Source organism: Candidatus Korarchaeota archaeon NZ13-K (genome assembly GCA_003344655.1).
GTDB lineage: Archaea > Korarchaeota > Korarchaeia > Korarchaeales > Korarchaeaceae > Korarchaeum.
The window spans coordinates 1-6,976 of sequence record MAIU01000060.1; the positions used below are offsets into that span (position 1 = coordinate 1).

Annotated in this window: 7 protein-coding genes; 6 read left to right on the forward strand and 1 reads right to left on the reverse strand. The window is 52.8% G+C overall.

Annotated elements, in window-relative coordinates; all coding sequences use genetic code 11:
* Positions 1 to 353: 353 nt before the first annotated feature.
* The 3 genes from BA066_05990 to BA066_06000 all read left to right on the forward strand — a co-directional run bounded on the left by BA066_05990 (position 354) and on the right by BA066_06000 (position 2,465).
* A complete protein-coding gene (locus tag BA066_05990; protein ID RDD53135.1) occupies positions 354 to 608 on the forward strand; it encodes a hypothetical protein in 255 nt (84 codons plus the stop codon).
* Between the two features lie 23 nt (positions 609 to 631).
* A complete protein-coding gene (locus BA066_05995) occupies positions 632 to 1,243 on the forward strand; it encodes a prenyltransferase (protein RDD53136.1) in 612 nt (203 codons plus the stop codon).
* Positions 1,244 to 1,562: 319 nt separating this feature from the next.
* Positions 1,563 to 2,465, forward strand: coding sequence for a radical SAM protein (locus tag BA066_06000; protein ID RDD53137.1), 903 nt, complete (start codon positions 1,563 to 1,565; stop codon positions 2,463 to 2,465).
* A gap of 525 nt (positions 2,466 to 2,990) precedes the next feature.
* On the opposite strand, the gene BA066_06005 is transcribed toward BA066_06000, so the two are convergent.
* Positions 2,991 to 3,413 (reverse strand): hypothetical protein, encoded by a 423-nt coding sequence (locus tag BA066_06005; protein ID RDD53138.1) that lies wholly within the window; start codon positions 3,411 to 3,413, stop codon positions 2,991 to 2,993.
* A gap of 471 nt (positions 3,414 to 3,884) precedes the next feature.
* On the opposite strand from BA066_06005, the gene BA066_06010 reads away from it, so the two are divergent.
* The 3 genes from BA066_06010 to BA066_06020 all read left to right on the forward strand — a co-directional run.
* Positions 3,885 to 4,715 carry a hypothetical protein gene (locus BA066_06010; GenBank protein RDD53139.1) on the forward strand — a complete coding sequence of 277 codons (831 nt, stop codon included), beginning with the start codon at positions 3,885 to 3,887 and terminating at the stop codon, positions 4,713 to 4,715.
* A gap of 288 nt (positions 4,716 to 5,003) precedes the next feature.
* Positions 5,004 to 5,798, forward strand: a complete 795-nt coding sequence (locus BA066_06015) for a class I SAM-dependent methyltransferase (protein ID RDD53141.1) — start codon at positions 5,004 to 5,006, stop codon at positions 5,796 to 5,798.
* 375 nt (positions 5,799 to 6,173) lie between these two features.
* Positions 6,174 to 6,976, forward strand: an 803-nt coding sequence (locus BA066_06020) for a hypothetical protein (GenBank protein RDD53140.1), incomplete at its 3' end; no start/stop codon positions are given.

The following is a 6,976-nucleotide window of genomic DNA, read 5'->3' on the forward strand; positions in this document are numbered from 1 at the left end:
CCTGAAGCAAGGCTTGTAATCGGTGTGAGAACCCTGGAGGACCTGGGTCTAAAGCCAAACCCGGTGACTGGAGAGATAGAGGAGGAGAGGCCTCCCGGGGTCTCCTACTTCTACCGGATGCCTTCTTCATGAATTGCTGGGGCTTTCTGGGCTGAGCACGCTGCTCCCTGAATCATCGGTAGAGGGAGTTTAGATCATCGCATGAGGATCTTCAGCCATTTCCCCTGTAACAGCTCTTTTTGTAGTACCTAGTGCTATTAGTGCTTTGATTTTGAGCCGATTCATTCGCACAAGTTTTCTCAGAATATAATAAAGGTTAACTTTTTAAGTTTCTCAATGCACGATGCAATGTGATGAGTTTACTGCTCTGCACGCGTCCCAAGTTTCTCACCACATACTTCGCCTCTGCCCTATTAGGGGCATCCATAGCCTTTAAAGATGGTGTTTTCGACCCTGTCATGGCTATCCTATCATTGATTGGTGCAACCATTGCTGGAGCAGCATGCAATGCTTTTAACATCTATATCGACTACATTAAAGGAGTGGACGAGCGCGATAAACAACACCATTCAGTCTCTGCGGGGATACAGGTGGTAATCCCATACTAAGAGGTCTTGTCTCACCGGGCGACGTGAAAAATCTTGTCATCCTCCTCTCAACTCTCGAAACCATCTTAGCTGCTTACCTGACGATAGTCCGCGGATGGTTTGTGCTTGTGCTTTTAGCGCACGCATTATTTATTATATATGCATACTCGTCTGTCCTGGCCTTCAAGGGTCTAGGGGAGCTCGCCTGTTTCTACTTTGAAACTGTTGTTGTCATTGGAAGCTACTTCGTAACCTCAGGCAGGCTATCAACTGAGGCTTTCTTGCCGGCATGCATTCCAGGCGTTTTCATCGCGATGGTTTTGTGGATAAATGAGTTTCCCGATGTAGATGCTGATAGAGCAAGTGGCAAGCTCACTCTTGTCGTTAGAGTGGGCAGAAGGGTTGCCAGTAGGATATATGTTTCATGCATCGCGCTTGCTTACGTGCTCTTGACTTTGGTCGGCATCAAAGATCCCCCGGTGCTGGTATCTCTTGTGACCATCCCCCTCAGCATAAAGTCATCGACGATAGTGATCAAGAGGTATGAGGATGTGGAGGCATTAATACCCGCCATGAGATCGACAATACTGGCCGCTATTCTTACAACAGTCATAATGTCCCTTGCGTTCTTTACAAGCGGTCTGCTGGGGGTGTGAAAATGAAGGAAGCACATGGACATGGGGATAAACTGGTCAGACGACGAATATCACCTCCCTATGTTCCCCCTACCCTTTTCGCAAGGCAGGCAGCTGTAGCCCTAGCCTTCAAAGCAGCCACCGAATGGCCATTTGGTAGGTGGCTCAGGTCGCTGGATAAGCTTATCAGCGCTGCAGCTGGGGCGAGAATCTCCGGCTGCTTTGGCTATGGGCCACATCCAGTGCTAGAGGTCACTCAGCGGTGCAACCTGAGGTGTATGCATTGTGAGGTTAGAGGGGGGAGGTCGGTGAGGATCCTCCGCTGAGGAGCGTGCTTAAAATGGTGGATTCCATTGCCACAGTGCCAGAATTCAGGACATTGGTCTTGACAGGAGGAGAGCCTCTCATAAGAGAAGATTTATGTGATATAATTAAATATGCCAGGGATGTGGGATTTGAGGTGGTCATAGCCACGAATGGAACACTGCTCACCGAGAAAAAGGCCAAGGAGCTCTCATCGCTGGACATAGCTGGGGTCGCGATAAGCCTGGACTCCTGTGAGTCTGAGCTCCACGATAATTTTCGTGGTGTTCCCGGTGCGTGGAGGAGGGCGATAGAGGGTGCAGAGAACGCCAGAAGAGAGGGATTATATCTCCACATAAACATAACATTATCTAAACTGAACTTTGAAGAGCTACATCAACTTCTTCACCTCGCAGACAAGCTGGGCTCCCATGTCGTATTTCTCTATCAATTTCAGCCTTTTGGAAGAGGCTCGCCAAGACAGGATCTCACATTAGATGCCTCCACATTTCTCAAGGTTATAGAGACTGTGGCATCCCTCCAGAGCGAATTGAACACACTTGTCATCCCAGTTGGTTTACCTGAATACTTTGCTTATCTATCCTCAAAGGTTGGTGTGTTACGTGGTTCGTTCGGTGGCTGCATGGCTGGAAGAGGGATGTTCTATGTTAAGTGGTATGGTGATGTGTGGCCATGTGTCTTTCTGCAGACAAGCGTGGGAAATCTATTAAAGGAGCCTGCCATCAAGATATGGAAAGAGAATGAGCTATTAATCAAGCTTAGGGATAGAAGAAATCTTGATGAGCCCTGTAAATCATGTATCTACGTGGAGAATTGTGGAGGATGTAGATCCAGGGCATTTCTGCTGACAGGCAGTCCGTTTGCGGCGGATCCAATGTGTCCATTTTATGGGCATAACAGCGATAAAGTCAAGGGCTGATATATCTCAGCTATTTCTCGATTATATAGCACACTGCTTTCTGAATCTCAGAAGATTCAGAAGCCCCGATGCAGATGATCTGACCAGCATGCAACCTTAGGAGCTCCTCCGTTCCTCCTTCCCCTCCCTCTCGGGCTCCCTCTTTATAGCGAGGCCCACCATCATGGCAGCGCATATGTGGAGCTTCCAGGCCTCCGGCCCGTCCCAGTACTCGTCCGAAACCTCCCTCACCGGATCTAGGAACTCATAGGCCTCATCCACTGCGAGCTCCTTCTCACTATTCTCGAAGAGATCATTGAGCTGCTCTTCTCCTCCTTGGTGAGAGGGTTCGACACAGCCAAGCTCATGAGACTCCCGGCCTCTCCTATCAGAAGCCTGGCCGACCTGGGCTTAAGCACGTCCTCTGTTGTCAGGTACCCGCTGAAAAAACTCTTGGTAGTTCGGGAACGCATCCCCGAGCCTCTTTATCTTTCTGTCAACGCTCTGGATGTTCTTATCTATTCCCCTGAACATGAGGTTCATTTCCTAGAACCTGAGGTCTATCTCCCTGAACTTCAGGATACCCTCTGTGTAATAATTTGACGATGAGAAGGAAAAGCCAACAGCTACCTCGACACGTCCTCTAGAATCATCAATCTCTTTATCGTGAATACCGAAATCTGTAAGGGCGAACATGTCCGTGACCCTTCTTATCAGGCCATCATACCAGTAATCCGGATCCGGATCGAAACACTGTGAACGGAAAGTCTGCCAATCGATGCTAGCGGGAGAGAACCAAGCTGTGACCAGCACATACTCCTCATGATAGTGTAGGAAGATCTCGTTACCTATATATCTAGAGAAGGATGAAACAGTTGGCTGGCCCTGCACGGCACTAACTGCTGGAATCAATAAGAGGATGCAGAGAGCTAGAGACATCAAGCGCTCTGCCCTCATTGGCATCATCAAATCATGCAGTATGGTGAGTTACTTAATAAAGTTTTCTGGCTGTTCCCCTATTTAAATTCTTACTTTACCCTAAATCTTCCTGGAACCCCATAGGGTGAGTTCTCTCCTCCTCTCTGAGCTCGTGTGGGTAGTAATTTGAATTTGAGTTTCATACAATACCTGTCTGTAAGAAATCGAGTTTAAGGGCAAAAGAGTTATTAGAGATTAATTATCTGGGAGGTGAGCCTGCTATCTAAGATCTCCGACCAAAGAGAGCCAGCATCGAGCTAACTGGATGCATGAGCGAGTGGATCCTCTGAAAGTCACCTCCCTAAACCTCCAGCCTCGACTGCGCGGTGTCGCGGGCATCATCAGTTCATGGCCCAAGGCCGCTCCAGTTTCCCGGTGTTGCGGGCTGCCTGGGGCGCGGATGTGACCTAATGAGCCGCGCCGCTCAAGTTTTTATATATTAGATGGGATTTCTCGATGAGGATGTCCGAGCAGGAGGTTGAGCTCAAGAGGAGATTCCTGAAGCTTCTGAAGGAGGACGAGGAGTTCAGGTATGCGGTAGCTGGATTCCTCGGCCTGGATGAGCTACTCGCCAGACTGGACAGCCACGAGAGGATCCTAGAGGATCTCCTCAGGGAGATCAGGGACCTGCGAGAGGGACAGGGAAGGCTCGCCGAGGGCCAGGAGAAGCTCTGGATCGAGGTGAGGAGGCACTCCGAGGCTATAGAGAGGCTCGCCGAGGGCCAGGAGAAGCTCTGGATCGAGGTGAGGAGGCACTCCGAGGCTATAGAGAGGCTGAGGGAGGACTTCAACAAAATGCTGGATCGGATCGCCAGGATAGAGGAGGATCAGCTTGAGTTTCGCAGGGAGCAGCTCAAGTTGCGCAGAAGCGTTAGGAGGCTGGAGAAGCTACACAAGGAGCTGCGTGGCGAGATGTACTACGGATTCAGCCAGCTGAGCAAGTTCGCAGGTGTGACGTTTGAGGAGTTCGTCAGGACGCTTCTCACACAGCGCTTCAGGGAGTCCGGCATCATTCCCCAGGACAGGGAGCTGAGAGCGGAAGTGATTGACGGCGAGGAGATAGACCTCTTCTGCGAGGAGCCGCTGATCGTGGGAGAGGTGACCGCTCATGCGGAATCCGCGGAGGAGCTATACAAACTCCTGAGGAAGGTGGAAGCTGCTGAGAAGGCTCATGAGAGGGAGGCTGAAAGGAAGATACTGATAGTCCTCACAGCGCCTAGGCAGGTCGCGAGGGAGATCGAGAGGCTGTGCGAGGAACACGATGTGGAGCTTGTGATAGGAAGGGTACTCTAGGAGATTTCAAAGGATGCGGGGAAGTGATCTGGAATCCCGCTCTCCCCGAGGATTGCTCCCCTCTCATGATCCGGAACCCCAAGAGGATTCCGGGAAAAGGAAAGAACCTAGATCATTCGCCGTAGATTCGCGTGAGATCCTTGCTAAGTCATCATGGACACGGACACTCCCTTATGCCTCAGAAGATCCCGAGTGTAACGAGCTTCGATCACTCACAAAATCACCGCCCGCGTCGCGGTGACGCGGGATGAGCGAAACATTTAAGTGGGGAAATCGGGGAGGATCCACGTGCGCAATGACAGGTTATACGCCATCCACTACGACCTACTTTATTCCAACAGGGACGTGAGATGTGAGGTGGACTTTTTAGAGAGGATTTTCCGTGAGTACGCACCCTTTCCTGTAAGGAGGGTGATAGATCTGGGTTGTGGCTCAGGTGGACATAGCGTTGAGCTGGCTCGCAGGGGTTACGAGGTGCTGGGAGTGGATCTGTCCGAGGAGATGATAGCTAGGGCGAGGGAGAAGGCCTCCGGGCTGACCAACGCATCCTTCATGGTGGCGGATGTCAGGAAGCTGGATTTCAGGGAGGAATTTGATGCCGCAATAGCCATTTACGGTGTGATAAGCTACTTCACATCGGATGATGAGCTATTAGACTTCCTCAGGAGCGTCAGAAGGTCGCTGAGGGGAGGGGGATGCTTCGTGTTCGATACTTGGAGCGCCCTCGGCGTGCTGGAGAAGAGGGCCTATTTCGAGATGCCATCCACCCATTTCAGGAAGTCCGGTCCCATGCTGGCGATAAAGGAGGAGGTCTGGAGGATCGATGCGCTGAACCAGGTCTCTACGGCCGAGATATCGTGGTCCTTGATGGATATGGGATCGGGATCCGTTGACACGATGACTCACGAGCTGGAGCTGAGGCTCTTCACACCCAGGGAGCTGAGGCACTTCCTATCGGATGCGGGCTTCGATATGGTGGCCATGTTCGAGGACTACTCCGGGAAGCCGGTGACCGAGGACAGCCCGGAGCTCACCGTCGTGGCCAGGGCCAGGCCATCGGGGCAGCCGGGAGGTTACCTATGAGGCCCGATCGGATCTTGTGGTCACGCTCCTCCCACGGGATTGAGAAAGCCGCAGAGGCTGTAAGCCTCACGGCATCCCTCGACCGCTGGGACTGCGACGCTCAGACCTAGCATGTCTGGTGGAGCTGCAGCTCATCTGATGCTAGGGGAAGCGTTCATGTCAGAAGGGTTGATATGATGGGAAACTCCTCCCGAGAGCCCATCTGGGCATGAGAGGTGCTATAAACTAGAATGCGATCGCTCCGTTGGGCCAGACCGCCACCCACGACCCAATAGCCCGCCAAAAGGTTATGGGCGAGGTAAACTTCGTGGGTGCAATGATGAACATCCAAGGGGAAAGGGAAAGGTTAATAGGGGCCCACAGTAGGCTGCAGGGATGCCGAAGAGGGAGAGACTGATCGCACTTCTGATGCTCGTGGCGCTCGCCTCATCCATCCCGCACGTCACCACAGCCCAGGAAGCCAAACTATGGGCCTCCAAGAGCTCCGTGACCATAGATGAGGGCATAGAGCTCAACCTGTTCTGGAGCGACGTGGGGTGCCCCGAGTATCACGTGGTCTTCCTCAGGACATACCCCAACGGTACCACGCTGAGGATCCCGGCTGAGGGCTACGGTGAGGCCCTGGGGGCGCCGGGGGTCAGCGGGATCAAGCTCAGGTTCGATGGGGAGAAGGTGGGGAGGCACGCGTTCAGGTACGAGCTATACTGCGGGACCAGTCACTTGACCACTAGCAACGAGGTTCAGGTGGTCGTAAGCAAGGGGTTCTCATCGCTGGAGCTGAGGGTTCGACCCGAGAGGGTGCTCAGGGGTGAGGAGGTGGAGCTATCTGGTTTGGTGACCCCCAAGCTCAGGGGAAGGCTCACCCTCGAGGTGATCAGCCCCTCGGGTTCCAGGAGACAGATCGAGCTGGCCTTCGATGGGAACTTCTCTCACAGGATTGCCCTGAACGAGAGCGGCTCCTGGAGATTCAGAGCCTCCTGGGAGGGAAATGATGAGTATTCCGGGGCCTCGAGTGACTGGGTCAGCGCCTACGTTGAGGTGAGTCCCCTAAGGGTCGAGGTGATGACGGATCCCCCGGGCCTGAGGGTCTACGTGGACGGGAGGGCCTACGATGGAGGGGGAGAGTTCAGCTGGGTGGAGGGAAGCTCCCATAACCTCTCGGTGGAACCCCTGATAAC

Coding starts and splice junctions, on each gene's coding strand:
- BA066_05990 (RDD53135.1), top strand. CDS start 354: ATGAGTTTACTGCTCTGCACGCGTCCCAAGTTTCTCACCACATACTTC.
- BA066_06010 (RDD53139.1), top strand. CDS start 3,885: ATGTCCGAGCAGGAGGTTGAGCTCAAGAGGAGATTCCTGAAGCTTCTG.
- BA066_06000 (RDD53137.1), top strand. CDS start 1,563: ATGGTGGATTCCATTGCCACAGTGCCAGAATTCAGGACATTGGTCTTG.